Raw genomic sequence first — 25888 nt, 5'->3', positions numbered from 1 at the left:
ATTTTGCTGAACTTGACGCACACAACCTCATTAGGATGCGGAGAATAGCAGCAAACCCAACACAGCTCCTGGCCTGGGTGTGGCATCAACACCTGCCATCCAGGTTCACTCGGCTGGCGTCGATCCCTGCTCACGACAGCCGCCTTTTCCTCGTTTTTCGATTTCTGGTCTTGCCGCAGCCCGCCGAAGCGGAACGTATCCCTTCGGCGTGAACCGCCTTGCGAAGTTCCGCGTCTCCCGTGAGTCTGCGCTCGTAAGAGTGGAATTAAGAGTGCATTGAAGCATGAGACATGCAGTTTTGTTGACGGGGCCGGAGCGGCGTCGGCGATGGTCGTGGGAAGATCGTGCGCAGATTGTGGCCAAGGCTTTCGCGCCAGGTCGGTGAGCGTAATCGATGATGATCTCGGCCGCTCCGGTTCAGGCAGCATGGAACGACCTAGATTCGAACGGCTTGTGGAACAGGTTTGCTCCGGCAATGTCGGAGCTGTCAATTGCATTGAAGCGTCACGCCTGGCGCGCAACGGCAGGGACTTGCATCATCTGGTCGACCTTTGCGCGCTTGCGGGTACGCTGGTCATCGATCCGGATGGCGCCTATGATCCGCAGCTCGTCAACGATCGTCTGCTGTTTGGATTGAAAGGCACGATGTCGGAGTATGAGCTTAGCTTGATGCGTCAGCGCGGCATCGCCGCACGTGATTCCAAGGCAGGACGCGGGGAACTGCGGTTCATGCTGCCGCCGGGATTTTGCTGGAGCGAGGCGGGCAAGATCGAGATTGACCCGGACGAACATGTGGCAGAAACGATCAGGCTCGTCTTCGCCAAATTCCGGGAACTGGGAAGTGGACGACAGGTCTTTTTGTGGCTGCGGTGGGCCGATATCAAGATGCCGGTCGTTCTGCGCAATGTCGACGTCTGCAAGCTTGCCTGGAAGGCGCCGGCCTACCACAGCGTCATGCAGATTCTCCACGATCCACTCTACGCGGGCGCCTATGCCTTCGGAAGACGTGCGCAGCGAACGCGGATCGTCGATGGCCGCGCTCGCAAGGTTACCGGGGTGCGCAAGCCGAGGGATGAATGGAGCGTGCTGTTGCGCGACAATCATCAAGGTTACATCAGTTGGCGGGACCAATACCAACATCGACATGCTGCGCGAGCCCAACAGGTCGTCGTTGAGCTCAGAAATTTGCGATAGGTTTGCGCGGTGTCCGCAGGACATAAGTGCCGAATTCTGCGAGATGTCCTTCGTTGGCTGCCAAAGCTTGAAGGGCGCAATTACCGCGTCTGGCGGCGACCAGGCGCAGGAGACATTCCACCGCGGCAAATGCGGGAGTCATTGTGTGGATAAACGAGGGCATTTCGGTCCGAACGCGGATCACAATTTCAGAAATCTTAGCGATCGGAGACAGGTCGCTGTCGGTCAAAGCCACTGAGTTTAGCACCGCGCGAGACCGCGAAATCGGCGGCCTGCACAGTGAAGCGAGTATACGGGCTGACTGTAACCGCGACCAATGCGTCTTGTGGACCGACAGCTCGGAGCACATCGGTGGAGGAGCCACCCATTCCGTCAATCAATATCGTGGGAGAGTCGAGCAATGACCCGAGGTAGTGCATCAGATAAGCTACCGGAAAGCTTGAACGGCGGCCGATACAAAAAATTTGCCTTGCCTCCACCATGAGGTCGGCGGCTGCTGTCAGCGTGGCAATCGCTGAGGGCTGTGCAAATTCGCCTAGATGGCCATGCAAAGCTCTAATTGTATCGCCGATGAGGGCCTCATCGCCCTCGATATGCCGTCGCACCAGCAATTCCTCTGCACTCCGGATGAAGCTCTCGGGCCCTTCCCTGATGCTGTCCGCAAATACTTCCTTCAATTTCTCGAAACCATCGAAACCAAGGCGCTTTGCAAGCCGCGTAAGTGTTGCCGGAGGGACTCGTGCTCGACGTGCCTGCTCTCTCATCGAAAGCAGTGCGACCTCCGTCGGATGATCAACTAACCAACGCGCGGCGACCTTCATTTGCCGCGGGAAGCGCTCATAGCTGTCCCTTATGAGGTTTGAGACGGGGAAATCCATTCTGATTTACGTCCTCAGGTCGATCGATCAAGGTTGAGTCCAGCAGAAGCGCAAACGCAGTGCAGCGACGAGGCTCAGCCTAACGGCCACTCGTGCCCCAACTGTGGTCCTTCTTAAACACCCCAAGTAACGAGACATTGACGAGGAGCACGAACAGCACGCCCCTGGCCGCCTTGTAGAGCTGGGTGGGCAACTCGATGCGCCGCTCTTCGGGCTATCAGTCGTGAGCTCTGTCATGGTCCCGGCTAGGGCTCTATCTGTGATCTGCCGAAGCATTTTTTCAAGATGAGGGTAGCGGTTACCAAACGACCAAGCACGCTGAATGTCCTGGGGGCGCGTTCCAGATGGAATCGTTCAAGCCAGTCCTCCGCCACTCCGCACGCCGCAGTGACCAACCCCTTAATGGTGTTCCCGTCGAACACATAGCATCTCCACTCTCGGGCAAGCGAGAAAGTCGCCACCACCGCCTCACGGTGCTGCCATATAAAAAAGGCGGTGCTTCGTGCTCCACTCGCTCTCTACGGCAATCCGCATTTCCGCTTCGATCTCACGCTTCAGGCAAGTCGTCCAACCAGCAGGCGCCATCGAGGTGCGGCCGGGAAAAGACCTTTCCAATCATTTCTGCGGCTTTGTTTTGATGATATCGCATATACAAGCGGCCATCGGCTCCGAGATCCAGGATCTCAATCTTTCCTGTGTAATGCGACATGATGTATTTGAATGTCTTTTGGATGCCGCTGAGACGTTGGTTGATGCCGTGCACAATCTTTAGTCCGCGGAGCAATGAAACCTGAAAATGCGATGCACCTTTCACCGGCCTGCCTTGAAAGAGATAATATGGGCGGATACCTATTTGATGACACTTGGCGAAGGTTGCCGCTAAGATCTCGGCATCATCGTTGACTTTCCCGAGAAGCACGGATTGGTTGAGGAACTGCACGCCACACGCGCGTAACGAGCGAATGTTGCGCTCAGCATCGACCGAGATTTCACCGATGTGGTCGAAATGTGTGACGATCACTGCGGCCTTGCCCGCGTCATGGATCCGTTGGAACAAAGCCGGTAACGCAGGGTCCTCGAACCTTTCGGGCGTGTAGGCGACCATTTTTGTGCCGAATCGAATGGACTCCAAATGTGGGAAGGGCAGCAGATGGTCAAGAATTTCATCAAGTCTGGCGGTGCTGAGCATGAACGGGTCGCCTCCCGAGAGCAGCACGTTCGTCATCTCAGGATGACTTCCGATATATTGCGCAATCTGCGCGAAATCAGCTGCGATTTCATCGGAGTCCTTGCCAACAATGCGTTTGCGAAAGCAGTAGCGGCAGTATGAAGCGCAACGGTCCGTTACCAGCAACAATCCCGTCCGGGCGTATTTGTGCTGAAACCCCGGTACAACTGTGTTATCGTGCTCGCCGCTGGTATCCAAATTGCCGGGGCTCTCGAACTCTTCGAATGAGGGTTCGACGATGTATTTAAGTTGGTTATAATAGCCACTTTTGGTGATCTGTTCACGGTAGAATCTTGTGACATGATAACGCGTGATGCTGTTGGCTTGTAGTTCACCGGGGCTAACGCTGCGCGTCCCCTCAATGAAGGTCATGACTGCGGTATCGATCGGCGGATCCGAGTTGATTGGCGATGTTTGAAACGACCAATCGCGAGGCGCGCCAGAGGTCGTTCGCAGCTCACGATAGCTTGGGCTCTGATCCTTGCAGTCAACCGAACTCTCCCTCGGGTCCTGCTCCGGCTGCGCCCCAAACCGCTCGTGCGTGCGCCGGTCCTGAGGATAGGCCGCTTTCCTCGGGTTCGGCTCTGCCGGAAGACGGTGACGTTCCTCCCCCAACGGAAGTGCCGCCGACCAAACTCGCTGCCCAAGGTCGACCGCCATCTCGCTCAGCGCGTGCTGCAAATAGCTCACAAACGGCTCGACCGTGCTGCGCTCAAACAGCGACGGCGCGTAGATCAGCCTTCCACGAATCGCCTCGCCGACCTCAACAAACTCAAGCGCAAGATCATGTTGCTCCACACGTTCGTCAACGCTGACGTACTCAAGTCCCGGCAGCTCCAGAGGAGCCGCAGAATTATTTTGCCATGCAAGTATAGCCGGGAAGCTCGCGGTGTGAGAACTCGTTACGGGGCGGATTGGCGAGCTCGATCACCTGTTCAAACGTCAGGTCCTGGTATGCCTGCGCCCAAAGCGCGGCATTCACCCGCTTCATTAAGTCCCCCAGAGTGGGGTCGCCTGACAGATCAATCCGCAGTGTCGGCGCGTCTACAAAGGGGCCGATCAGCCCCGCAATCTCGGAGCGCGTGCGGTTGGCGTCCGGCGTGGCAATGACTATCTCATCCTGACCCGACAACCGTGCCAACACGAGCGCCCAGCCCGCCAGCAGAGTGACGAACAATGTGGTCCCAAGAAGACTGCTTTGTGCCTTGAGCCGCGTGGCCAGCGGCTCCCGTAACACGAACTCGACGTAACTGTCCCTGCGGTCCTGCCGCGCCGGACGCGGCCGGTCTGTCGGCAGCTTCAGCGTCGTTGGCGCGCCCACCAGTATCCGGCCCCGGTATTCCGAGTGGCGCTCCAACAGCTCGCCCGCCAGCCAACGACGCTGCCAAACAGCATAGTCCGCATACTGCACCGGCAATGGCATCAGCTGATCGGCGCGGCCCTCGCAGGCCGCAGTGTAGCGCTCGTTGAACTCGCGCGCCAGGATCTTTCCTGACTGCTCATCGGAGATCATGCGGTGCATGGTGATCAGTAACACGTGGTCGTTCGCTGCCAAGCGCAAGAGCCGAGCACTGATCAGCGGCCCGGAGTCCAAGTCGAACGTCGCCTGCACTTCGTGGCTCATGAACTCCGCGAGGGTCGCCTCCACATCTGCTGCCGCCGTCAGATCGTCCCGTTTCAGTGGCAGCCGGACGTCCGACGGCCCGATCCGCTGGAACGGCCGGCCGTCGTCAACCCCGAAGGTGGTGCGCAGCATCTCATGACGCGCCACCAGCCCGTCCAAAGAAGACTGAAGGACTGCCTCGTTCAACTCGCCGCGAAGCCGAAGCTCCATCTGAACGTGACGGGCTCGGCTGCCGTCCACCGGACGCGACGAAAACCAACGCTCCTGGGACAACGACAGCGGCACCCGCTGTGGGCGAGGCAAAGCTTCAATTGGCGGAACCGCACCAAACAGTGCAGCATCTATCGCATTGATTGGGAGCGTTCGAGCAAAATTCATGTAGACCTCCTCGGCCGGAGCTTGCAAGACCCCCATGGTCGTAACGGATTATTTCACGCTGTCCCATGCAATCGGCGTGCCATTGAAGAGATTGTGTCAAAAGGCGCAAAACCAAGGGATTTGCATCGCAGCGACGGAAACTTGCGGCTGGCGTGTCAGGTTCCGAACATAAACAGGCTTATCGCAAACTCGGACTTTGGGCGCGAGAATGCCTTAAAAAGCCTGCTTTTTAGCCTGACCCTTGATTCAGAAAAAGCGCGAGCAGCTCGTTCTGCTGGCGGACGGATGGTCAGCGGTCCAATCCTTTGCTCAGGAAAGCATCGCCTCGAACATGGCACCGGCCTTTCTTGCTGAGTCGAACAATTTGCCGATCCTGGTGGTCGCTCTCGATGCGTTGGCAGGTGTTTGTGCAATTCAATGCGCCGGCTGCGCCGTCAGAGGGCGGCTTTAGGGGCTTGTACGCACAGCCTTGTCCAGAATGTCCAGACCACGTTGAAGCGTCTGCCCGTCAATAGTCAACGGAGGAAGAAATTTGACCACTTGGTCCTCCGTGCCGCATCGTTCTATCACAAGTCCGTCTTCGAAGGCCTGGCGGACAATTTTCTCGGACAGTTTGCCCGTACTGCAGTCAAGCCCCATCATCATGCCCCTTCCACGTACGGAAAGGTAAGAATCTCGGTTGCTTTGAGCGATTTGCCGAAGGCGCTCGCTCAGGATGCGTCCTGTTTCGACAACAGCTTAGACAGGTTTTCATTTGTCCAGTATTTTCGCAAAGCGGCAGTGCCCGTCACGAGTGCGAGATTGTTGCCTCTGAAAGTCCCGCTGTGCTCGCCCGGTCGCCACACGTCCAGTCGGGTTTGAACAGCAAAAGGGACAGAGGTAGTCCACAGCCACTGAGGGACTTTGACAAAAGAACGATGTCTGGAGATATATTCGCAAACTCAAAACTGAAAAAATCGCCGGTTCGGCCGCAGCCCGCCTGAATGTCATCAACAATCAGGAGGATGCCGTTCTTTTTGCAAAGCCGATCGAGCGACTGCAGCCAGTCTTTGCTGGCAGGATTTATACCCCCTTCCCTTGGATGGTTTCTAAAATGATGGCTGCCGGCATGTCAATACCACTGCTAGCATCCGCGAGCACCCTTTCCAGATATTCTGAAGTGTCTTTGTCAGCTCCCCAATACCCGTCGTAGGGCATGAACACTGCGCCGCCAGCAGGAAGACCTGCTGCATCTCGGCAGTATCGATTGCCAGTTACTGCGAGCGCGCCTAAGCTCACGCCATGATAGCCGTTGGTGAATGAAATTATACTGTGCCGTCCAGTGGCCTTGCGCGCGAGTTTCAAAGCAGCTTCGACGGCATTGGCGCCCGTAGGACCGGCAAACTGAAATTTGTATGTCAGACGACGCGGGCGCCATTTTATCTCGTCAAAATACTCCATAAACTCTCGTTTCGCTGACGTGGCCATGTCCAAGCGTGGATAATCCGATTTGATTTCAAGTATTCCACGGCATCGTCTGGAGCAAATCCTGTTCAATCCGGATCATATCCAGCAGCCTTGAAGTAATTGGCGCATTCTGCGGGGGTGAAGCGGGGTATCAAGGCGCCGACTGCGTCCCACAGGGCGTCAATCTTACGCTCCGCCCGGCCTCGCAGCATCGCCTTCAGTTTGGAGAAGGCGTTATCGATCGGATTGAAGTCTGGGCTGTAAGGAGGCAGGAACATGAGCGTGGCGCCGACACGTTCGATGGCGTCGCGTACACCGGCTGTCTTGTGAGCCGGTAGGTTGTCCATGACCACCACGTCGCCGATCTCCAGGGTAGGCACCAACACCTGTTCGACGTAAGCCAGGAAGACGTTACCGTTCATGGCGCCATCGTAGACAAACGGCGCGGTCATCCCGGTGAGGCGCAACGCTCCGGTAAAGGTCGTTGTTTTCCAATGGCCATGTGGCACGCCAGCTCGGCAACGCTCACCTCGAAGTGCACGTCCGCGTAGCCGTGCCATCTTGGTCGAAAGGCCGGGGTGAGTAGGCCGGAGGGATTTCACCTGCCGGCCTCTCGCAGAACGGTGCGTGAACCTCTCGATTACACCGCTCCCATCAGGTAAACGTGTTCGTTCCGGACGCCTGCCAGTGTACGAAGAGGTCCCGTCTATCTCGGGCAAGTTGCCGCAGGAACTGCGAAGCCCGAGTTTTGTGGAACCGAAAGCGCTTGTACTTTCGCATGATCCAGGCCTTGAGCTTCCGATTGACATAGTCAGCCAGGAAGAACAGGGCCGAACCACTGAACCGCCCATAATAGGCAATCCATCCCCGGAGGAGCGGATTGATCTGTTTGGCAATTTCAGCCAGCGTCCCGGGCGTTTGCCGCGGAATGTTCAAGCTCTTGATCGTGGCCCGCATCGATTTTAGCGCCGCCGGACTGGCCGCTGGGGTATAGCCACAGAAGAACTCATTCCGCTGTGAAGTCGCCACCTGTCGCGGCCTGAACTGGTATCCAAGGAAGTCAAATTTGAACGTCGGATACATTTCCCGGCGCCGATTATCTTTGCCGTAGACGATATGGGTCTTAGTCGGATGCATCTGAAGTCCGCATTCTGCCAGCCGCGCTTGGAGCTCGACCATGAGGGCCTCTGCTTCCTGCTCGGTCCGGCAGTGCACCAGACCATCGTCTGCATACCGACACCATGGTAGATCCGGATGCGTCCGGGTCATCCAGACGTCAAACGCGTAATGCACGAAGAGGATTCGATAGGATCGGGCTGACCACGCCCCCTTGCGGGTGAACCGCTCCCAAACGTTGGACCACCGGATGCTATAGTTTTCCGGCTTTACTCAGGGAGGCGGGCTGGTTGCGCACCCTGAATTCACCAACGAGATCGGCACCTTGTTGCCGATCGCACCATGAGGTCTTTCCTCATTGTAGTATCTACGCCAATCCTCCATCTTTTCGCGGGCATCCGCAAGGGTCAGGAACCAATGCTGGTTCAGGCATTCTGCACGGAAGCGGCCATTGAACGCTTCGATGAAAGCATTATCAGTTGGCTTGCCGGGGCGTGAGAAGTCCAACGTCACGCCCTTGGAATAGGCCCACAGGTCCAAGTCGCGCGACACGAACTCCGTCCCTTGGTCGACACGGATCGTTTTCGGATAGCCGGCTTTTTGGCACACCCGTTCAAGGGTTTGCACAACGTCTTCGCCTTTATAGCTATGACGTGGATCAAGCACCGGCACGTAGCGCGAGAAGGTGTCGACCACCGTCAGCACGCGCAGTTTCTTACCCGTTGCGAGTTGGTCGTGAACGAAGTCCATCGCCCAGACGTCGTTGGGTCCGACGGCCATGTGCCGATCCTCGCGAAGCTTGGCTTTTACCCTCCGCTTCGGTGTCTTGTTCCGCAACTGTAGCCCCAAGTCCCCGTAAATGCGGTAAGTTCACTTGATGTTGGTGCCCCAACCCTCGCGTTCCAACAGCACATGCACGCGGCGATAGCCGTACCGCACACGGATCTCGCAGATCTCGCGAATACGACGTTCCAAACCGGCCTGATCAGCACGGCGAGAGGTATAGTGGTGAGTTGATCGATCGAAGTTCAACGCTCCACAAGCACGCCGGATCGAGATCGCCCAATCGCGGCACATGCCTTTCACCATCTCCCGCTTCCGAGCAGGCCTCAGAGCTTTCGGCGGATGACATCCTGCAACATCTCGCGGTCCAGCGTTAGATCCGCGACGATCTTCTTCAGGCGCGAATTCTCTTCCTCGAGACTGCTTCAACCATTTCATCTCCGGTGGCAGCATGCCCGCGTATTTTTTCTTCCAGTTGAAATAAGTCGCCTGGCTGATCCCCGCCTTCCTGCAGATTTCAGCAACCGACACGCCTTCATCACCTTGCTTCAGAATGAACGCCTTCTGAGCGTCCGAAAACTGCGATGCTTTCATCGTCTTCTGGTCCTTTCCCAGCCAGGAAAATGCACCGGAAAACTCTAACCAAAATTGGTCCAGTTTGAAGGGTTCAGATCAATCGAAAGCGCAACCGCATGGGCGCAAATCGCTTCAATCAGAATGCTCACAAGGCGCATCGCAAGATATTGGATATACGAATGAACTTTTGAATCGGGCTCTCAGGTTCTTCGAGCAGCTCTACCGGATCGAAAGGCAGACGCGAGGCGAAAAGCCCGACGCCGGTGAAACGACAGGTGACTGCATTCGCCGATTCCGCCAACAGCACAGCTTGCCTGTCCTCAACGCCCTGAAGACGTGGCTCGACAACATCGCGCCAAAGATCGTGCCGGATACCAAGCTCGGCGATGCCGTCTCCTCACCCTGAACCAATGGGATTACCTGACACGCTACATCAGCGATGGCAGGATGCCGATCGACAACAACATTTTGGAGCGCGAGATCAGAGTTTTTGCCACCGGCAGAAAATCGTGGCTGTTCAGTGATACCTCCGACGGTGCCAAGGCCAGCGCCGTGATCTACAGTCTCATGCTGACCTGCCGTGCCTGCGGATCGACCCGCTCGCCTGGCTGCGCCACACTGCTCACAGAGTTGCCGCAACGGGGCAAAGCGGCCGAAATCGACGACCTGCTGCCGTTCAACTTCTCCAAGACTATTAAGGCCGGATAGAACCGGATCTCGCTACCAATGCGCGAACGTCATCGGTCTTGCCGCCGTCAATGCGCATCGAAAATCGCGCTTACGACTATGCCGCTGCAAGCGCTAGGTCGAATATTGACCATATTTCGGATTCGACAAACCCGACAGTAGGTGTCGGTTTCCAGCCGTTTTTGCTATCAATTGCCACGAACTCCCATGCACCGGCGATTGGAGTATCCGGCCAGGAAACGGCACCCAGGACACCTTCGAGCGGAATTCACACGCGCCATACCACCCGCGCCCCGCATTGTAGCATGTCCGGCGACGTCACAAACGCGACAACAGCACTTACGCCATATTGTTTTTAGAACGTCGGGCTACTTTGGCACGGTGCATGCATGATTGTGAGCAAACCGCATTACCGAGCGAGGAGAAGTCGTCCTGTGATAACACCCATCTACAATACTGTCCCGGCCACTCCCAGGTCGCTCATCCCGATCTGGAAGATACGATTGCTGAGCGGAATCTGCAGGTTGATCAATCCACGATCAACCGCTGCATTGTTCCCGTCTCTACTCACCTGCTGGAGCTGTTCAACGGATGCAACGGCCCCACCGGAAACTGGCATATTGACAAGAACTACATCAAAGTCCGGTCCAATCCGATTGATGCTGACTTGAAAGCATGGTGTCGGCGGCAATCAGTGCGTCGCGTAGCACACTGCTCTTCGTGGCCAAAATTCATATTCGCGACAGAACCACAAATGGAGCGGCCGGTCGAAGGCACATCTGAAGGGTCTACGATGTCGAATGACGCTACTAGTCCGGGTTTCCTGCCACCGCCAATGGTACTGATCGCTGCGGCAGACGATAGCTTTCGCACGTTTTTGGAATACACCGTAAAAAGCAATGGCCTTGTGGTTGCAGGCGTGAGCGATGGCGAGGCGCTTGCGAAGCGCCTCCGGACAACGGCGCCGGATCTGCTGCTTCTTGAATCACGTATACCCGGTGTGGAGACGCAGACGCTCTGTGAACGCCTCCGCTTGGACCGCCGGACGCAGTCAATGTCGATTATCGCGCTTGCGGCCGAAGGTCACGAAGCAAGTCGGCAAGAAATGCTTGAGTCCGGTGCCGACCAGTATCTTTGCAGACCATTCTCGCCCGAGATACTCATGACAAGTATTGGCGCGATCTGGCAGGAAGCGAATCGGGATCCCGCCCTCAGCCCAAGAGAACTCTTGACCTTTCTCGATCTCGAACTGGATGCAAGCAGTTATCGCGTGCGGCGAAATGGACGTACGATTCATCTCGCTCCAATGGAGTTTCGACTGTTGCACCATCTCATGAAGGACCCACATAAGGTGTACTCCAGGGATGAACTGCGGGGCGCGGCTTGGCAACGCGCTGTTCATGTTGGCCCCCGCACCATCGATGTCCACATTGGCCGCTTGCGAGCGGCTCTCAATAAGGCGGGCGGACAGGATCTCATACGCACCGTATGGTCCGTCGGATACGCACTTTCCGATTAGGCACGCGAGGTATTTTGGCTACAGGTAGCTTCGTCGACCTGCCTCCCCCGCGCCCTCAATTGTACCGATGTTGGAGCTGTTCCATACCATCAAATCAGCTGTGATGTGATTACTGTTCAATGCCGGGAAAGGATGACGAGCAAGCTCAATATTTGCTCATTCCTGCTTCTTACGCGTTGCCCCATGCGCCGGGGCTCCAAGTGTCTCGAGCGACGGTCCCATCCGCTTCGGCACCCCTCGACGGCGTCATTGCGTATTTTCCGGCGCATCCGTACCGATGAGCAACGAACTGTGAGCGGAGCGCTGCTTAGCCGCTCTCGGCGCAACTGGTTCGCCGTCCGTTCCGGGATACAATCGTTCATGGATCTCACGCGCCCGGGAAATCGCCAGCTTATGATCGTCTTCCAAATGGACGCGCAACGTTGAAGAATCGAGCTCTGTCACTGCGGTTCTTGAACCAACGGAGACCGAGCGGTTGCCTGTCAGCGCGACAATCCGAAGGGCAAAATCAACGTCGCTTAAAATGCAAATGCCGATCCCGCGGTTGTCCTCCGTACAGATTGCGCTGATGTCCTCCTGATCAAGAATCGCGCGGAGCTTGTTGCGTTCCGCAAGGCTGCCGCACGATAACACGGCTGCACCGCGAGCCAGTGTCACGGAAGGGGCATTCCCATGCTCTGTGACAATCGTGCCATTAACCACTCCGTCGCTGGTGAGCGATTTGCAAGCAATGGTGACCGAGTGCTTTTCGGCATACTCCACTGCCCTGTGGTGCAGTACTTTTGCGCCATATCTCGACATCCGTGCGATTGTCTCGTAGGCAATCTTTGGAATCAATCGCGCTCCCGGCACAAGATAAGGGTCTGCTGTATAGACACCCGGAACATCCGAGTATATTTCACAAAAGCGCTCTCCCAACATGGAGGCAATTACGATAGCTGTCAGATCAGAGCTATTTCTGCCGAGAAACGTTAACCTGCCCGACTGATCAATTGCCTGTCCGCCCGTGGCAATGACAATGTCATTTCCCCGTAACGCTGCAATAATTGAACTAGGATTTACGCTTTCTATCGAAGCGCGGCCGAAGTCTGAATTCGTACATATTCCAAGGGAATAACCGTTTAAAGACATGACGGGAATCCCTTGCCGGCTCACGGCGGCCTCCAACAGGCAGGCACTGAGCATCTCTCCGGTTGCGAGTGCCGCATCGAGGTTCGATGGTTTTACTTGCTTGTTGACGTCGAGCATGACTGATTTGAGGTTGTCGGTCGTTCCCGACATTGCGCTGACCACGGCAACGATTTTGTTTTCACCGGCTGCGAGTTCGCTCGGCTAAATGCCGAGCGACTCGACCGAAGTCTTCAGGATGCCGAAAACTAGAGCCTCCGAATTTTAGAACCGTTGCGTACATGGTCCACCAATCACGTTGTTGGCGATTGCAAGCTTTGCGATGGGAAGTGCGTTAAGCGCCGCTCCAACTTGAAGATTATCTGCGACGATCCAGAGCCAGAGCCCGCACGGATTCTCGGGGTTTACTCTCACGCGCCCGACGTGAACAACCGTAGGATCTTCCAGAAAGCGCGGTGTGGGGTATCCTTCGTGGGTTCCGTCTGCATAGAGCCGGACATCGGACTCTATCGCCAGCAACTCATGAACCCGCTCCAGGGGAACGGGCTCGTGTAGCTCGAGATACACCGCCTCCGAATGGCCATTTACTACGGGAACCCGAACGCAGGTGGAGGTTAACCGCAGATGAGGCAGACCCAAGATTTTTCGAGACTCCTGAACGAGCTTACGCTCTTCTAAAGTCACGCCCTCCGAGGCGATCTCACCAACTTGCGGTATTACATTGAACGCAAGGGGAAAAGGGAAATGCTCCGCGGTTGGCGGCGCTCGTCCAACCAGTGCGGCTCTGGCCCCTTCCAATAGCTCGTCGATCCCTTTCAGGCCGCCCCCGAAGCGGCCTGAAAGGTGGTCAAAATGATCTGATGGACATCGAATTCAGTGACCAATGGTCTAAGAGCGCGGACCAGCTGAATCGTAGAACAGTTTGGGTTTGCCACTATCCCCGAACGCGGGCGAGCCGCGAGCGCATTAGGACTAACTTGTGGTATGAGGAGTGGTACGTCCGGGTTCATTCGAAAGGCGTTCGAGTTGTCGATCACGAGGGCGCCCTGGGCTGCGAACAGAGGTCCATATTTGGCGCTTACCGCGCCCCCTGCGGAGAATAACGCGATATCGGCTTGGGTATCGTCGATTTCGTCGAGTGGCTCCACGATGCAGATTTCATCTCGAAACCTTGTTTGGCGACCGACCGAGGTGCGGGACGCTAGCAACCGCAAACGAGAGACCGGAAGCTGGCTCGAATCCAGCAACTTTATCAGTTCAGCCCCGACGGCCCCCGTGGCTCCAATGATAGAAATATCCAAGGCTCTCATGATACTCGACCTCCAGAGGGCAGTTCCGGGCAGCTCGCTGCCCGCGTGGCTATGTTCACTGCTCCTATGGAGGCTGTGTCAGGTTCCTGATTGGGTATGGTGGACGATCACCGCCCACACTCTATGTGATGATGGAATCATCAAAAACTACCAGGTTCGGTAGGGGCCGTATTGAATGCACCTGCTATGCATCACATGAAAAAACATTCAGCAAACCGTACTTTTTGTTGGAGGTGCCTGTCACTCAGACCGAGGTTGGCTCTAAACTGGAGATTTCCGAGAACTCGCAAGAGCATCTTCGTGGAGCAGTACCACCGCATAGCGCGTGCGCTCGCCGCAACATCGCCTGGCGTCAGCCGTTGCGAAAGGCATAGCTGTAACCGTTGATCGCCGGAACGCCCCCCAAATGCGCATAGAGGACCTTCGATCCTTCTGGAAAAAAGCCCTTCTGCACGAGATCAACCATCCCTTGCATTGATTTGCCCTCGTAGACCGGATCGATGATCATGCCCTCCAGCTGCGCGCACAAGCGGATGGCCTCCTTCGTTTCCTCTGACGGAATGCCATAACTAGGATACGCATATCCCTCGAGCAGAAGCACGTCGTCGTCGTCGATTTCCTTGTCGAGGTCAACGAGCGTTGCAGTATGCCGAGCAATTTTTAGCACCTGCGCCTTGGCTTGGGCGGGGCTTGCGGAGGCATCGATCCCGATCACGTTGCGCTGTCGCCCGTCACTGGCGAACCCGACCACCATGCCGGCTTGCGTCGAACCCGTCACCGTGCAAACCACGATATAGTCGAAGGCAAATCCAAGCTGCTTCTCCTGTGCACGGACTTCCTCCGCGAAGCCGACGTAGCCGAGACCACCAAATGTGTGAACGGATGCCCCGGCTGGTATTGCATAGGGTCTACCTCCTCTTGACTTGACCTCGTCGAGTGCCTCTTCCCAACTGCCGCGGATGCCGATGTCAAAGCCCTCATCGACCAGCCGCACCTCTGCTCCCATGATACGGCTCAAGAGAATGTTACCGACTCGGTCGTAAACGGCATCTTCATGTGGTACCCAGCTCTCTTGGACAAGCACGCATTTCATGCCGATCTTGGCGGCGACCGCCGCGACCATCCGCGTGTGGTTGGACTGCACGCCGCCGATGGAGATAAGCGTATCGGCTTTCGACGCGATCGCAGCGGGGATGATGTATTCGAGCTTGCGAAGCTTGTTTCCGCCAAACGCGAGACCGGAGTTGCAGTCCTCGCGTTTGGCGTAGATTTCCATCTTTCCCCCTAGATGCTTGCCGAGGCGGTCGAGCTTCTCGATGGGCGTAAGTCCAAAGGTGAGCGGGTATCGTTCGAACTTTTTCAGCATGTTCTCTCCAGTGACTTACCTTGATCAGACTTCGACTATTCGCCGGCTACCCAGGGTTTTGATCTGACAGGTGGGAACAGTTTCCGCCGACGTTCCAGTTCTCGGATGAAGCCTCAACCGCCGCATCGGACCCGGCGGTAGGTGGAACCAATCATCCTCCGCCCGATAGGCCTCAAGATCGATCTGTACCGATTGTGCAGCCGGTCGCTGCGCAGATCAAGGAACCAGTGATCGTCCTGATGCGCGACGGAAGCGGTGATTTCGGCCTCATGAAAGGCTTTCGTCCTGCCCAAGGGGAAATAGAAAGCTTCCGCGATCAGCGCCTCGGTGTCGGGCGCTATGAGACGCGCTACCGTGACGTCATGCGACGGCGGGCCGAAGCGGAAGGCATAGGTGGTGTCGAAGAAGGCGCCGAGAGATCGGTGCAGGCGATCTTGCACTTGGCGCGGGCTTCGATCGAGAGGCCAAGCTTACCGCTCACCACTTTTTGACGGCCATCGCGCAGGCAGCGGACCTCGGGATCGAGGTCGAGCGTCACATTGCTCTCGTTGGCCACATGCAAATCGAGACCGTTGGTGCCTTCGTCGGTGAAAAGCACTTGCACGGGCCGAAAGGGGCGGCGCAGCGCATACCATGTTGGCTTCGGTTCTCCGGTCGAATCGATACGCCCCAGCCGGGCCAGGCAATAAATCCTACAGCGTCCAGACCAGAGCGCCGTTGCAGCCCGAACCCTGCCGCCGCCACTCGGCATAACACTCTTCCGCGACTTCGCCGGTGACCGCCTGCGACAGAGCAAGATAGAGATCAGGATCCTCCCGGAGCAGCCGATCCGACTCGAAACCATAGAGCTCGCAAGATAATGATCGCGCACATCCTCAAAATCCCAGGAGGCGCCACGATCGCGCGGCACACGCTCCTTCCATAGCGGGCTTTGGACTGGAGGAACCGAGAGATGCCGCGACAGCTCCGGGCCTGTGGTAATGCGCGAAACCCAAGCTTTCCGCCGCAAAGCGGACGTCAGCGCGGCGTGAGTCATCGAGAGGGCGCATATAGGCTCCGACGCCGACGGCATGGCGCCGCCGAAGGGCGAATTGGCGACATAGGGGATATCCGGCCGAAGCGATCGGGCAACCGCCGGTATGATCTCCTCGACGATGGGGCTCGGCCAGAGTCGCTCCGGCAGGCCGAGCATCGCCGCCTGCTGGTTTCGCTGCCGCCGCAAACGACGGCGAGTGATGGCGACAGTCGCGTGGCGGAAAGGAACTGCGCCACTTCCGCCTCGACATGGGCGTTCAAAGCCTTATCGTCTTTCGGATAGTCGAAATTGGCGAACATGAAATCCCGCCAGACCAGCAGGCCGAACTCATCGCAGAGGCGGAAGAACTCCGGCGTCTCCTAGGCCATAGTGCCGCCAATGCGGATCAGGTTCATACTGGCCTCCGCCGCCAGCCGCAGCCACGGTTCGGAATCGGCGCTACCGCCAGGTAGGCGCACGATATCGGCTGTGATCCAGACCGCGCCACGGCAGAAGATGCGTTCGCCGTTTACCATCAGGCCGAAATCCTGCCATCGGGGCCGCGATCGATCGCCAGCCGACGAAAGCCGGCGCGTCCGAGCGGATGCTCGACATCATCGATGATCAGCGTGACCTCATGGAGGTGCGGTCTTCCATGCGTGCGTGGCCACCATGGCGTCACACTAGGGATCTTCAGGATCGTCGTGCAGCGGCCGTGGCTATCCCGCTCGAAGGCCTGCTTGATCTCGCCGCAGCGAAGGGTGACCTCGCTGACATACCCTTCGATCGAAAGCGAGGCATAGAGCAGTCCCTCGCCATCCTCGAGCAGATCAGACCGCAGCGAAAGGTCGCGAACGATGGGCTTATGCGGATGCAGCAGCGATACCGGCCGCCAGGGTCCGACGGCCTGTCTTTCCGGGCACCAGCCAGGCATATGGCCGAGCAGGGTCGTGCGCACCAGCCGCAATCCCTGCGGCGTGATCATTTGCGGCCGCCAGCGGGCGCGCGGGCCGGGTTCGCCAAGGCCCGGCTCCAGCGCACGGAAGCACAATGCCAGTTCGTCGCCGCCATGAAGGTGAACGGCAAGATCATGGGTTTCGAACATGCTCTCGGAGACGAGAATTTTCTGGCCGTTCAGGAAGACTTCGCAGAGCGTTGCCAGACCTTCCAGCCGCAATACGGCATCGCCGGCATTAACATCGACCAACCGGCAGAGATACCAAGCGTCACGGTCGTTCAACGGATGCGGTTGTTCTCGGTCGAAAAGCCCGGCCTTTTCCAGCGCTTCCGCCACAGTGCCCGGCACAGGTGCCGGGATGAGACCAGCCGAAGGCGATAGATCCGAAGACGAAGCGCAGGCGCCCGCATCCGTCAGAACCAGATTCCAGCCATCGCTCTGCAGCGCGTCGCCGCTGATATCAGCCAAACGCCCTTGCATTGGATCCCCCAACTCAAAACATGATCCCGATAAGTGAAAAGCGACTCTTGGAGGAGATCATGTTCAACTACAGCTTTTGTTGAAGCAGGCCCATCATGGAATCCCATGCATCCACGGCCGGCTCAAGCGCCATCTGCAACGGCTCGAATTTCTTGCGCGTCACAGCTCGGGCAAGCTGGAACTGCACCGATTTCGCCACTTCCGAAATCCGCCGTGCCTCACCAGCCGCCTCAGCGAAATCCGCCGACAGCCAATCGAGATGACTGCCCGCCAGCTCGAAATTGGCCCCGAGCTGGCGCAGCGTATTGAAGGCATATTTATGGAAAAAGCCGAAGGACCGCTCGGCCACCGCTTCCGCCTGGGCCGGGAAAACCGCTGCGAAGGCACGTATGGGGTTGGCCGTGGGGCGGCGGCAGAAATGGAAATCCAGGAGCTGCCGCGATGTTTGCCGAATGGCGGATTTTCCCGGCGCCTTTTCCGGGAATTTAGCAAATTCGGTATAGGGCAGGAACGGGGGATCCTCTTCCGTAAGCTGCAACTGCAACAGTCCGTCGAAATCCTCGCCCGAAAGGCTGAAGAAGCCGCCATTGTGAAAATAGTCGAGCGAACGGCCCGCGATATCAAGCCGATTGATCGCCATCGTCGTCTTGCCGTGCTCGCAGCGATAGCCGACGCCCTGCGTATCCGGCATAAAGAAGGGATCCATCTCCACCAGGCAAAGCCGGCCACGACCGATCTGTTCGGCAACGTGATGCTGGACCTCGTTGTAGATCGCCAGCTCCGTGCAGCGGATGCCGTAGATCGCTTCGAGATCTTCGAGCGGCACCTTGAAGAAGGGGAACTGGTCGCCCTCGAAATCCAGGGTCACAGTGAAGCCGAGCATCGCTTCCGGAGGCAGCCTAAGCGTGTTCAGCACTTCGATCCAGAGGTCGATATAGCAGTTGGTTTCCGGCCACATACGCTCGCTGGCGTGCAGCGCGTGTGACTTATGGGTAACGGGATCGAGGTCCCTGAAGACGGAAGCCATGATCAACCCCACAGTGCCTTGCGCACGCTCTCGGGCCATTCCACGGTATCGAGCCCATGATGATGGAGAAGCGCAAGCGCGATGCGCTCCAGCCCGAAGCCGACACAGGCCGTGTGCGCGACGCTGCCGTCTTCGAGGTTGAGACCCCATTTCGTGCCGAAGGCGTCCTGATGATAGTTGAAGCTCATGCAGGCGGTGGGATTGGCGGACGAGGTGATCGGGATCAGCAGTTCGAACTTCAGGTTCTGGTCGCGCTGATTGTTGGCGAGCATCTTGCCGGCGCGGCCGAAGAACGGATCGTTGGCGATGTCGATCGTCACCTCGAGGCCGACGGCTTTCATCATCTCGACGCCGCGATCCATCCAGCGTTGGCGGAAATCGGTGACATGCTCTTCGGTGCCCATGCAGACATATTCGCGCATCCGGAACAGCTGCTGGCGGGCCGGGTCTTTCGACGGCTCGTGGCGGAAGCAATAGGATTGCAGGTCGAAGAGGCCGCCCGTCTTCGGCAGATTGCCGCGCTTGGCGACCGTCGGATAGAGCGGATAGCAGGCAGCCGGCGTCAACACGATATCGGTCGCTTCCTGCCCCTTGGTCCAGTCCTCGCCGACTTCCATGCATTGCAACAGGCTGACATGGTCGAGTTCGCTGCCGCAGAAGCTGTGCACTGTGCCGGCCAGCTGCGGGAAGCTCTTCATGTAGCCGCTCTTTTCGAAAAAGGCGCGGTTCATGCCGGGCGGAAAACGCATGGCCTCCGCACCGTCGCCGCCGCCTCTTCGAACTGGCCGCTGCGGCCATAGAGCCCGTCGATACCCGTATCGATCAGCAGGCCGGATTCGAAAAGCCGGTCGAGAAACGAGGTCTGCATATCCATGACTGTTACCCCAGTAGGCTAGTGTCCTGCTTGTGGACAAGAAGCATGCTCGACGTATTGCCGAGGATGCGGTCGTTCGAAATCATCAGCTGCGCGGAATGGGCGTCGCGCAGATGGCGTCCCAGGCTGAAGGGCGTGCCGTTCTTGTAGCCCATGATGCCGCAGATCAGCATGGCGTGGTTGACGATCTCCAGGATCGTCTCGGATGAGGCGATCTTGACGTTGTTCATCGCCACGGCAAAGCCCATCGACGACAGCCTGTCGGGATCGGCCTTGGCATGTTCATAGGCCTTGAGGCCGGCAACCACGTTGGATTTCACCATCTGGAGCAGGTTCGACACCTCCGCCAGGCGCAGCGCACCCGGCGGCTGGGCATCCGGCGCCTTGCGGGCAGCGGCGCGCACGAAGGCCTGGGCGCGAGCGACGGCGTCGACCGCAATGCCGTACCAGACACCGCTCCAAAGCAGATGCGAGGAGGCGAGCATGGACTGCGCCGCGATTTCGGCAAAAGGCTTCGGCAGGATCTGCTCTGCCGGCGCTTGTCCCTTGAACAGGAAGCCGTCGGAGCAGGTGCCGCGCATGCCGAGCGTGTTCCAGACGTGCGTTTTCTCGAGCGTGTACTGGTCCTTGAGGAAGGCCGTAAGCACCTGATCGGAGGAAGCCGCCTGGGCATGCGCACGCGAGGTGATGAGAATGGCGTCGGCATGCGAGCCGTAGGAAATGACGGTGGCATCCTTTTCGAGGCGGCAGCTATCGCCATCGACCTCAACCGCACAAATACTGTTGCGCAGGTTTCCGCCGATCCCACCCTCGGTGGTGGCGGAGGCGATCAGCAGTTGCTCGGCAGCAATGCGGCGCATGAAATGGCAATGCCATTGGCTGTCGGCGCCGTGTTCGACAAGGCTCGACAGCTTAATGTGGTGCATGGCGAAGACCATGGCGCTCGCCGCGCAAGCCTGGCCGAGCATCGAGCACAATTCGGCGATCTCGGTGATCGAGGCCGATTCACCGCCGAGATGGTGCGGCACCTGAATGCCGAGCAGCCTTTCGGCGCGCATCGCATCTACAGCTTCGCGCGGGAAACGGCCTTCGGCATCGACTGCGTCAGCATATTTGCCGGCGATCGCCGCGACGCGTGCGGCGCGCACCGCCGCCGCGTCTCCGGCCCTGGCTTCAATCAGAGCGCCCGCGACGTTCATCAGACGACCTTTCGGCTATCCAGGATCATGCCAACCGTCTTTTCGATGGCGACGATGCTGGCAAAGGATTTACGGTTCAGCAGATTGTCGGGAAACTCGATATCGAAAGCCTCTTCGATGCGGAGCATGAGTTGCACCGACGCAAAGGAAGACAGCCCCGCCGCATAGAGATCGGCGTCGTCGGCAATCTGATCCATTGTGACGGGGAGCGCATCACACTTGGCCAGCAAATCGCGAATAGTCTCATTCATCCTGGAGTCCCTCTAGGCAATCGCAAACACGGTAACGGCGTCTTATCCTGAGCCGAGAGGTAATAGTGAAAGGCCACCCAAGGGAGCGCCGATACTCGGAGGGTTTGACCCGGTTGGAGCGCGTCGGAGCCTTCATTTGTCGCCCTCATGATACGCTTGCGACTGATAGCGTCCTTCCTGGCAATGATCGACCGCTTAGCCCTTTGGCGACCGCTCTGAGCGCGGCTAGACCGCCAGATGAGAAAGAGCATGCTTGCGAAATAAGCCACTTGAAGAAGGAGCCAAGCACCCATCGTTTTGACCATTACGATGCGGATGGAATGCGAGACGAAGTAGCTCGTTGGGGCGCTGGCGCCGACGACGAGCAGCAGGAGGAGACAAAAGATTCTGAAGGGCAACACTGTTCTCCTGATTTGTTCGCAAGATCACGCAGCAACCTTGTCTGCGGCAACATGAGTCTGGCAGTTCTTCGGGCAGACGCGGCCACAGGCTCCGCAGCCAATGCAACAGCCGGCATGGTCGACGACCATCAATGCGATTGAGCTCGCCATCGAAGTCGTCGTCCTGGCCGTCGCAGATGCCGAGGATTTCACCGGTGTCATCGATTCCGTGAAGGTGCATGACCTCGCGCGAGCAGACCTTAAAGCAGCGGCCGCAACCGATGCAGGTCGTGCCATCGATAGCGGTCAGATATTCCGGCATCCATCTGGAGCCATCGCGGGTAACGAAAATTGGGCCCATCATCGTGAGTTCTCCAATGCGCCGAGCTCTCGTTTCGCAGCCTCCAACTCGGCAAAAACCCCGAACGTCTTCTCGGCGACCGCCTTGATCTCGGTCCAGTTGACCGGGAGGTCCTCGGCTAGGTCGTGCAATTCCATCTTCGCATTGCCCGCCCGCGACTGCAGCTTGCGGACCTTCTTCTGTAGTTTCTCAAGGTCTGACATGATCTCCTTCCTCAAAAACCGGCTCATCACGCCCGCGCCACATTGGGACTGCGATCGCATCGTCGACCAATTTTGTGCCCACCTCGGCGAGTTTCCCAAGCATCTCAAAGCCGAACCGGTGGACATCGCGTAGGGTCTTCGACAGAACGACCAACCGTCCGGTCGTGAGAACCACGCGGCCAAAGCCCTCATGGCCGATCGTCATGATCGGCGATGCCACCAGGCCGCATCGCTCTTCGATAACAAGTCCCACGCAACTGTAAAAATTCTGGAGCCTCCACAGCACGTCCGGATCGGGATCGCCGATGATCGGGATCTCACGGCGCTGCTCCTTGGCGAGGATGAAGTCGGCCAGCAGGTCAGCGTCCGATTTGCCTTCCCACGCCCCATGGGCATCCTGAGCGCGGATGAGCCTTATGAGGCATCTGAGAAAAGGGGTGGCGAGATCCCCATCCTCGTTGATAGCAGGGCCATCCGTACTTCCTGCCAATGTACCCATGTCCTAGTCCTCCTCATCGAAAGGCTTCTTTTCGGTGGCGCCTGCTTCGGCTAGCACCTTGCGCAACCAGGGCGGTGGAGTCGTCCTGAGCATCGCCCTAGTTTGGGACAGTACGTCTTCAATCAATTGAGCATCGGGTACTTTTATCGGGTGGATTTTGGCCGAAACGACCCTTGCTGCCGAAGGCCCGCCAATCGCCAGACAGAACAAGAGGTGACAGCCTTCCAATGCCTTCACCTTGGGGGCAATGCGATCGTCGCCCTCGTTTCGATGCATTCCGCTCTCATCGGAAACGTCTTCGAAACACAGGACTTCCACGAGTTTCCAATCGTCGGGACTGACGTCAAAGACCGCGAAGCGCTTGGCCGATCCGAAATGGGCGTCCAGACATTTCATATCTTGGGTGGCGATTGCTACGCGCAAGGCGCCAGCCTTCCGCTTCGGAGCTGCCGAGTGAGCCCCGTCAGGGACGATGGAGAGGCGACGGGCGGCGGTCATCTAGCCAGTTCTCCTTTGCGGGAGGGATCAAGCGATCCAGGACACGGCGCGCGCTGATTGGCCTGGAAGATGTTGGAAACATCGAAGATCAGGTCGCGCGTTCCCTGATAGAGACTTGTGATCTTATGCTGGCTGCCGAGTTGGTCGAAAATCGGGAAGCCCACCCGCATAAGCGGAATGCCAAGGCGCTCCGCCGCTTGTCGTCCATGCGAATGCGTAACAAGAAGATCAGCGTCGACGGCAAGTTCTTCGAGATCGCCAAGATCACCCACCTGGAGCGATTCGACCGGCATTTCCTGGATTATTTTTGAAGTGCCGGTCGTGGTGACTGCCGCCGTAATCTTGGCGCCCATGCCGGTGAAGAAGGTAGCGAATTGGTAGAGCTGGTCCGGCTCCGCAGCAATTGCGATCTTCTTGCCGCCGAAATAGAAATGCCCGTCGAGCAGGGCGTCCTGCAGCTGTGCTCGGCGACGGCGAATGTTTGCTGGCACCGGCGCACCTGAAATCCTTGAAAGCAACGAGACGAACCGGTCGGCTCTTTTCAATCCTGTCAGCGACTGGAACAGTGCGTAAGGCACTCCCGTCCGGGTCCGCAGTAGCTCTGCGGGGCGGCGCATATGCTCGCCGATCGCGATACATTGTGCCGCCGTGCCAAGCTCTTGGATCTCGTCGACGGGAGTACCGCCATAGGTGGTCGGCACCCAACGATCGTCGGGCACCGTGCCGTCGAGCGAGCCGGAAATGTCCGGCAGGATTACCGGCTTCAGACCGAAGCTTTCGACCGTTTCGCGCAGAAGCTCGATGTCGGCGACTGTCACATGCCATCCTGGTAGGATCGCAATCTTCTTTTGGTCGCGGCTCTGCTCGCCTTGCGTGGTGATGCGCTCGATCATAGAGGTGACAGCCTTAGCCCATCCCTCTTCGATCGCTCCCTCGAAATCCGGTGTGCTCGCCAGCACGATCTCCGTACCCGCAAGCTCATCGGCACGATCCCGCTTGATGTTGGTGAGATCGCCTGCAAAATCTTCGCCGCGGGTTTCCACCAGGGCTGTCGTGCAGATTCCGATCAACTTTGGTTTTGCGCGCCTCTTGAGATTGAGTATCGCCTCTTCCAGATTACCTGCGCCGCCGAGGATCGTCGCCACTGCGTCCAATGCCGTTGTCTGCAAGGGAATGGCTTCCTTGAAGTGCCGGACTAAAAGTACGAGAGCCAGGCTGGTGCAGCCCTGGCTGCCGTGGAACAGCGGCACTGCACGCTCGACGCCAAGAAAGGCGAGCGCGGCGCCGAGCGGCTGTGATGATTTCAGCGGATTGACCGCAGCTGATTTGGTCTGGGGAAAGACTTGAACCATCGGCTTTCCTCAACGCTTGCCGAAGCTGCCGGCGACCGCGCCGACAAAGTTTTGCAAGGCGTACCCAGTCTCGTTCTCGCTCTTGGTATTCGTCAGTTCTTCTTCCACCGCATGCTGGCATTCCCACGGTGCCGGCTCCCGCACCTCAATCCAGATCGGATTGTGAATAGCAAGATCGATCTGGCGAACGAGCTCCACCATGCCGTCATAGCCGGCATAGGGCTGGTGGCGTTCCTGGTTGATATCGAGCCAAGGTGTCTTGGCCTTCAGCGCGATGAATTGCGTGCGCCCGCCAGACAACATGATGTCGGCTTTACCGTCGGCGAGCATGTTATAAAGCTCGCGCGGCGCCATCGACTCGAACAGGTGGTTTTCGTCTTTCAGGAGTTGCTTGATCCGTTCCTTGTCTTCAGGCGTGGATTTCTTAACCGAGGTGCCGACGATCTCGATGCCCACCTCCATCAGCGCATCGACAATCGACCAGGACTTCACGCCGCCGGTGTTGAGCAACACGCGCTTGCCTTCAAGCCTTGGTCGATATGCTGCGAGTTTCTTCCAGGCAATCGCCTCCTCCTCCGCGATCAATGCCTCGGTGCGCTCGAGGATTTCGGGATCCGCCCCCTGCGTCACGAGCAGCTTGGCGATCTGCCTGAGTGCTTCAGAGGTGTCGGTAATGCCGTAGAAGGAGCCTTCGAAGAACGGGATATCCCAGAGCTCCTCCATTTTGCGGGCAAGGTTGATGAGTGCTGTCGAGCACACCAACATGGACGCCTTGGCGCGATGCGCAGAAGCAATGTCAAGATATCGAGCGTCTCCTGGAATGCAGGCCCGCACTCTGATCCCCAGCCGGTCAAGAAGCGGCTTCACCAGCCAAAACTCGCCGGATAGGTTGAACTCACCAATGATATTGATGTCGTAGGCGGTCACGTCGTTCGGCTCTACGCTGCCGATCACATGATCGAGCAACGCTTCACCGGCGAGCTTATTGCCAAGGTTCTTGGAGCCGGCAAAGCCCGGTGCGTTGACTGGCACCACCGGAAGGCCGAATTTTTCCGCGGCCCGCTCGCAGACCGCCTCGATGTCGTCGCCAATCAATGCTGTCACACAGGTCGAATAGACGAAGACCGCCGGTGGAGCATAGGCCTCCTTGATCTCGCGGATTGCTTTAAAAAGCTTCCGCTCGCCGTGTCCCATCACCACTTCGGTTTCAGTGAGGTCGGTCGTGAAGCTCGTGCGCCAGAGCGTTGGACCTGAGGAAGCCGATCCTCGGTTGTCCCAGGAATTGCCCTCACAGCCGAGAGGCCCGTGGATCAGGTGCGCGACGTCGGTGACGGGCTGCAGCACGATCTTGGCGCCATCGAAAGCGCATCCGCCGGCTGCCGCCCCGGGGATCAGCGACTTCGAGCAGCCGTTCTTACGCGCCTTGGAATCCTTGCTGCGGTTCTTCTCGCAGGCAGGCTCGTCGAAGACGTCCTGGACTTTAGCATTGAGCGAGGGCATTGCGGTCTCCAAGTTCAGATGAAGGCGGCCGGCCTCACAAGGCCGACCGCCGCCGCTC

At 58.0% G+C, this 25888-nt stretch carries 16 protein-coding genes and 11 pseudogenes; 4 read left to right on the top strand and 23 right to left on the bottom strand.

The annotated features are described in order from the left end of the window. Positions 1-327: 327 nt before the first annotated feature. Positions 328-1137, top strand: a pseudogene (locus MF410_RS33255) (recombinase family protein); the annotation flags it as partial. A 254-nt stretch (positions 1138-1391) separates the two neighbouring features. Here the strand turns inward: MF410_RS33255 and MF410_RS33250 are convergent. From MF410_RS33250 to MF410_RS33220, 8 genes and pseudogenes are all read right to left on the bottom strand, one after another. Next, a complete protein-coding gene (locus tag MF410_RS33250) occupies positions 1392-2072 on the bottom strand; it encodes a MurR/RpiR family transcriptional regulator (protein WP_239621054.1) in 681 nt (226 codons plus the stop codon). A gap of 547 nt (positions 2073-2619) precedes the next feature. Then, on the bottom strand, positions 2620-3672 hold the full coding sequence (locus tag MF410_RS33245; RefSeq protein WP_342588558.1) for a lysine 2,3-aminomutase: 1053 nt from the start codon (positions 3670-3672) through the stop codon (positions 2620-2622). A 481-nt stretch (positions 3673-4153) separates the two neighbouring features. Next, positions 4154-5302: a condensation domain-containing protein gene (locus tag MF410_RS33240; RefSeq protein WP_239621051.1), complete on the bottom strand. Its 1149-nt coding sequence runs from the start codon at positions 5300-5302 to the stop codon at positions 4154-4156. Between the two features lie 447 nt (positions 5303-5749). Further along, positions 5750-5995, bottom strand: coding sequence for an aminotransferase class III-fold pyridoxal phosphate-dependent enzyme (locus MF410_RS36715; RefSeq protein WP_245424680.1), 246 nt, complete (start codon positions 5993-5995; stop codon positions 5750-5752). A gap of 94 nt (positions 5996-6089) precedes the next feature. Beyond that, positions 6090-6742, bottom strand: a pseudogene (locus MF410_RS33235) (aminotransferase class III-fold pyridoxal phosphate-dependent enzyme). 92 nt (positions 6743-6834) lie between these two features. Continuing rightward, a pseudogene (locus MF410_RS33230) lies at positions 6835-7323 on the bottom strand (IS630 family transposase); the annotation flags it as partial. A gap of 79 nt (positions 7324-7402) precedes the next feature. Beyond that, the gene (locus tag MF410_RS33225; RefSeq protein WP_170961545.1) at positions 7403-8017 is read right to left on the bottom strand and encodes a group II intron maturase-specific domain-containing protein; all 615 of its coding nucleotides are present in this window, start codon (positions 8015-8017) and stop codon (positions 7403-7405) included. Between the two features lie 120 nt (positions 8018-8137). Then, positions 8138-9241, bottom strand: a pseudogene (locus MF410_RS33220) (IS3 family transposase). 75 nt (positions 9242-9316) lie between these two features. Between MF410_RS33220 and MF410_RS33215 the strand changes: the two are divergent. From MF410_RS33215 to MF410_RS33205, 3 genes and pseudogenes are all read left to right on the top strand, one after another. Then, a pseudogene (locus MF410_RS33215) lies at positions 9317-9406 on the top strand (IS5/IS1182 family transposase); the annotation flags it as partial. Between the two features lie 10 nt (positions 9407-9416). Continuing rightward, positions 9417-9931: pseudogene (locus MF410_RS33210) on the top strand (transposase); the annotation flags it as partial. Positions 9932-10295: 364 nt separating this feature from the next. Then, the gene (locus MF410_RS33205; RefSeq protein ID WP_239621050.1) at positions 10296-11429 is read left to right on the top strand and encodes a response regulator transcription factor; all 1134 of its coding nucleotides are present in this window, start codon (positions 10296-10298) and stop codon (positions 11427-11429) included. 246 nt (positions 11430-11675) lie between these two features. Here MF410_RS33205 and MF410_RS33200 read toward each other — a convergent pair. From MF410_RS33200 to nifE, 15 genes and pseudogenes are all read right to left on the bottom strand, one after another. Continuing rightward, a pseudogene (locus MF410_RS33200) lies at positions 11676-12840 on the bottom strand (uridylate kinase). Continuing rightward, positions 12822-13867 (bottom strand): annotated as a pseudogene (locus MF410_RS33195) (aspartate-semialdehyde dehydrogenase). Before MF410_RS33195 ends, MF410_RS33200 begins: the two co-directional pseudogenes overlap by 19 nt. Positions 13868-14219: 352 nt before the next feature. Continuing rightward, complete coding sequence (locus MF410_RS33190; RefSeq protein ID WP_096772145.1) at positions 14220-15233, bottom strand: 1-aminocyclopropane-1-carboxylate deaminase; 1014 nt, start codon at positions 15231-15233, stop codon at positions 14220-14222. Positions 15234-15257: 24 nt separating this feature from the next. Continuing rightward, positions 15258-17686: pseudogene (locus tag MF410_RS33185) on the bottom strand (glycoside hydrolase family 2 protein). A gap of 67 nt (positions 17687-17753) precedes the next feature. After that, complete coding sequence (locus MF410_RS33180) at positions 17754-18713, bottom strand: DUF1839 family protein (protein WP_239621049.1); 960 nt, start codon at positions 18711-18713, stop codon at positions 17754-17756. 2 nt (positions 18714-18715) lie between these two features. After that, positions 18716-19587 (bottom strand): annotated as a pseudogene (locus tag MF410_RS33175) (amino acid--[acyl-carrier-protein] ligase). Between the two features lie 5 nt (positions 19588-19592). Continuing rightward, positions 19593-20786, bottom strand: coding sequence for an acyl-CoA dehydrogenase family protein (locus tag MF410_RS33170; RefSeq protein WP_096772147.1), 1194 nt, complete (start codon positions 20784-20786; stop codon positions 19593-19595). Further along, complete coding sequence (locus MF410_RS33165) at positions 20786-21037, bottom strand: acyl carrier protein (protein WP_096772148.1); 252 nt, start codon at positions 21035-21037, stop codon at positions 20786-20788. Before MF410_RS33165 ends, MF410_RS33170 begins: the two co-directional genes overlap by 1 nt. Continuing rightward, on the bottom strand, positions 21034-21330 hold the full coding sequence (locus MF410_RS33160; protein ID WP_239621163.1) for an exopolysaccharide production repressor protein: 297 nt from the start codon (positions 21328-21330) through the stop codon (positions 21034-21036). Before MF410_RS33160 ends, MF410_RS33165 begins: the two co-directional genes overlap by 4 nt. A gap of 132 nt (positions 21331-21462) precedes the next feature. Further along, positions 21463-21778 (bottom strand): annotated as a pseudogene (gene fdxB, locus MF410_RS33155) (ferredoxin III, nif-specific). Continuing rightward, on the bottom strand, positions 21778-21981 hold the full coding sequence (locus MF410_RS33150) for a CCE_0567 family metalloprotein (protein ID WP_096772150.1): 204 nt from the start codon (positions 21979-21981) through the stop codon (positions 21778-21780). The pseudogene fdxB and the gene MF410_RS33150 overlap by 1 nt, the downstream one beginning before the upstream one ends. Next, positions 21968-22480, bottom strand: a complete 513-nt coding sequence (locus tag MF410_RS33145) for a NifX-associated nitrogen fixation protein (protein ID WP_096772151.1) — start codon at positions 22478-22480, stop codon at positions 21968-21970. Before MF410_RS33145 ends, MF410_RS33150 begins: the two co-directional genes overlap by 14 nt. 3 nt (positions 22481-22483) lie before the next feature. Further along, the gene (nifX, locus tag MF410_RS33140) at positions 22484-22978 is read right to left on the bottom strand and encodes a nitrogen fixation protein NifX (protein WP_054186335.1); all 495 of its coding nucleotides are present in this window, start codon (positions 22976-22978) and stop codon (positions 22484-22486) included. Then, positions 22975-24330, bottom strand: coding sequence for a nitrogenase iron-molybdenum cofactor biosynthesis protein NifN (gene nifN / locus MF410_RS33135; RefSeq protein ID WP_239621048.1), 1356 nt, complete (start codon positions 24328-24330; stop codon positions 22975-22977). Before nifN ends, nifX begins: the two co-directional genes overlap by 4 nt. 9 nt (positions 24331-24339) lie before the next feature. Further along, positions 24340-25830: a nitrogenase iron-molybdenum cofactor biosynthesis protein NifE gene (gene nifE, locus MF410_RS33130; RefSeq protein WP_141399572.1), complete on the bottom strand. Its 1491-nt coding sequence runs from the start codon at positions 25828-25830 to the stop codon at positions 24340-24342. Positions 25831-25888 lie beyond the last annotated feature (58 nt).

Source organism: Rhizobium sp. C104, from assembly GCF_022354505.1.
Taxonomy (GTDB): domain Bacteria; phylum Pseudomonadota; class Alphaproteobacteria; order Rhizobiales; family Rhizobiaceae; genus Rhizobium; species Rhizobium redzepovicii.
Note: the sequence above shows the minus strand (reverse complement) of the source record. Positions and strands in the feature narration are given on the sequence as shown.

Bases quoted from the DNA above. Each gene is read 5' to 3' on its own strand.
- MF410_RS33190 (WP_096772145.1), bottom strand. From the start codon at position 15,233: ATGCTGAAAAAGTTCGAACGATACCCGCTCACCTTTGGACTTACGCCC.
- MF410_RS33225 (WP_170961545.1), bottom strand. From the start codon at position 8,017: ATGACCCGGACGCATCCGGATCTACCATGGTGTCGGTATGCAGACGAT.
- nifX (WP_054186335.1), bottom strand. From the start codon at position 22,978: ATGACCGCCGCCCGTCGCCTCTCCATCGTCCCTGACGGGGCTCACTCG.
- nifE (WP_141399572.1), bottom strand. From the start codon at position 25,830: ATGCCCTCGCTCAATGCTAAAGTCCAGGACGTCTTCGACGAGCCTGCC.
- MF410_RS33240 (WP_239621051.1), bottom strand. From the start codon at position 5,302: ATGAATTTTGCTCGAACGCTCCCAATCAATGCGATAGATGCTGCACTG.
- nifN (WP_239621048.1), bottom strand. From the start codon at position 24,330: ATGGTTCAAGTCTTTCCCCAGACCAAATCAGCTGCGGTCAATCCGCTG.
- MF410_RS33205 (WP_239621050.1), top strand. From the start codon at position 10,296: ATGCATGATTGTGAGCAAACCGCATTACCGAGCGAGGAGAAGTCGTCC.
- MF410_RS33180 (WP_239621049.1), bottom strand. From the start codon at position 18,713: ATGGCTTCCGTCTTCAGGGACCTCGATCCCGTTACCCATAAGTCACAC.
- MF410_RS33145 (WP_096772151.1), bottom strand. From the start codon at position 22,480: ATGGGTACATTGGCAGGAAGTACGGATGGCCCTGCTATCAACGAGGAT.
- MF410_RS33250 (WP_239621054.1), bottom strand. From the start codon at position 2,072: ATGGATTTCCCCGTCTCAAACCTCATAAGGGACAGCTATGAGCGCTTC.
- MF410_RS33150 (WP_096772150.1), bottom strand. From the start codon at position 21,981: ATGTCAGACCTTGAGAAACTACAGAAGAAGGTCCGCAAGCTGCAGTCG.
- MF410_RS33165 (WP_096772148.1), bottom strand. From the start codon at position 21,037: ATGAATGAGACTATTCGCGATTTGCTGGCCAAGTGTGATGCGCTCCCC.
- MF410_RS33245 (WP_342588558.1), bottom strand. From the start codon at position 3,672: ATGACCTTCATTGAGGGGACGCGCAGCGTTAGCCCCGGTGAACTACAA.
- MF410_RS33170 (WP_096772147.1), bottom strand. From the start codon at position 20,786: ATGAACGTCGCGGGCGCTCTGATTGAAGCCAGGGCCGGAGACGCGGCG.
- MF410_RS33160 (WP_239621163.1), bottom strand. From the start codon at position 21,330: ATGGGTGCTTGGCTCCTTCTTCAAGTGGCTTATTTCGCAAGCATGCTC.